This is a genomic window from Paenibacillus sp. 11B (assembly GCF_030487755.1).
Lineage (GTDB): Bacteria > Bacillota > Bacilli > Paenibacillales > Paenibacillaceae > Paenibacillus > Paenibacillus vandeheii.
Genome location: NZ_JAUKNS010000016.1, coordinates 1 through 1,896 on the forward strand (window position 1 = coordinate 1; position 1,896 = coordinate 1,896).

2 protein-coding genes are annotated in these 1,896 nt (G+C 39.4%); both read left to right on the forward strand.

Features of this window, described 5'->3' with window-relative positions; translation table 11 throughout:
- A partial coding sequence (locus tag Q0V21_RS32635) for a CdiA family toxin C-terminal domain-containing protein (protein WP_301882606.1) occupies nucleotides 1-1,018 on the forward strand: 1,018 nt, incomplete at its 5' end.
- A 12-nt stretch (nucleotides 1,019-1,030) separates the two neighbouring features.
- Nucleotides 1,031-1,429, forward strand: coding sequence for a ribonuclease toxin immunity protein CdiI (gene cdiI / locus Q0V21_RS32640; protein WP_079347747.1), 399 nt, complete (start codon nucleotides 1,031-1,033; stop codon nucleotides 1,427-1,429).
- Nucleotides 1,430-1,896 lie beyond the last annotated feature (467 nt).

Consider the following 1,896-nt stretch of genomic DNA (forward strand, 5'->3'; position numbering starts at 1 on the left):
AGATGGAGCCAAGGGCGGCGTTCCGCATGGTCATGGAGATGGGCCAGATGGAACCTCAGGCGGTGGCATGAAGGATGGCAAGCTCAAGACCAATGCGGCATTAATGCCCTCCTCTCTCGCAGAGCTGGGCGAACGAATCAGCCAGGCTATGGGTAAAATGACCACAGGCGCAGCAGCCAGTGTTCCATGGCGAGTTCAGCGCGTGAGGCTGAGCAACGGCCAGACCGTGCCGGTGATTGTGAAGAATGACAGTCACATGTTCTCGGAACCAGGTGGGAATCGTGGGAAAGGCAATGATTCTGGAAGTTCGAAGGGATCGCCGAGCACATCTCATGTGGATTCGAGAGAGAGTAGTGCTCCATCGAAAGGAACCGTTTCTAAAGAGTCGTCTACGTCTTCAAACGTTACACCAACTAAGCCGAAGGAAGCTCCTAAACCTAAAGAAGCTCCATCATCGAAAGATGGAACTAAGGCCAGGGATGGGAATACTGAGGGGACGGGTGATGTTAAATACAAAGAAGGATATTATGCTGAACATTTAACTGGAAAGGTAGAAAAAGTAACAGATTGGAAGGGAGTTAGTGGCGGTCATAATTACGATGAATTTAAGAAGTTTTTTGACGAAAATGGGAAGTACTCATTAGTAGAAGTGAATAAATTAGAACATCCCGATATTCCTGGTATTTATGATTTAGAATATAGAATGAAGGTTGAAATAAAAGATTATAAAGGAAAAGGTACTGGTGAATTTAAGTATATACCCAAGGAAGATAAACCACCGCTTAAAAAAACTATATATGATACTAATGTAATTTCTAATGAAGATATTATTCGCTTAGGAAAAGAGGCAATGGAGGAAGGAATAATATCGCAAAGATTAAGTCAATTAAAAAGCCAAAATAATAAGCAAATAATCCGAGGAGTTTCAAGTAATGGGTTGAAGTTTGAAGGGATAAAAAATATTGATACTGGAGAAATTGAAAACTTTTATCCGGTATTGAAGTTTGGAGAAAACTAAGGAGGTACCACTATGACCGCTGTTTACGATGATAAGAATAAGTTTATTCTCAAGTACGAAGAAAAGGGACTTGAAAAGGGCTCAGTTATTGATGTTCTTGGCGATTTTGTATTAGAGCATGACCTTGTTAAGGTATTAGATGGTTTTTTAAACGAATATGTTGAGAGACGAGATTATATGGGAGTTATATATTCAGATGAATTCGATGTTGGGGATGAAGGTTACTTTGGCGAGAATAGTGTTTTGTTTTATTATGGTGTAGATGATAATTATGATATTGTTAGTTATAAAGAACTATATGATTACTTGCAGGTAGCATGTAATTTCTATATTGAAAAGAACGCAGATCAGAAAGATTCAATAGACGAATATTTATTAAGAATAAAAGATAAATACAGTATTGAAGAATAATGATTCTAACTAGTGAATTAGTTATATAATGTAAATAATGGGACTATAGAACCAACGAATCCGCAATACTAGAAAACGTCCGTGTTGTGGTCGTTTTCGCTCCCTGGTATGAATACGGCGGTTGGTGAAGTGGAACTACGACCCAGTGTTGAATGAAACCATTATTCAACAAATAACACATATCCCCCATATAATTTGCTGGTATAGAGATTACATCATTTTGTTTGCACATTAAAAGCTATGAGTTTATAACCCAAATAATGCTACTCCGCTAAATCAAATAGGTTGATTATGGTCTGATATCACCATGATTAACCTGTTTTTTTGTTATGCCCGAACCCGGAGCGAAGGTGAAACTGTATTTCCCAAGTGCAGAAGAAGACGAAGCCATGGTGATGCAGTCAGTTCGTCAGGAACCAACGGAAGCGGGACATGTGGAGAAGAGCGGCAAAGTGATGCAAGATCCC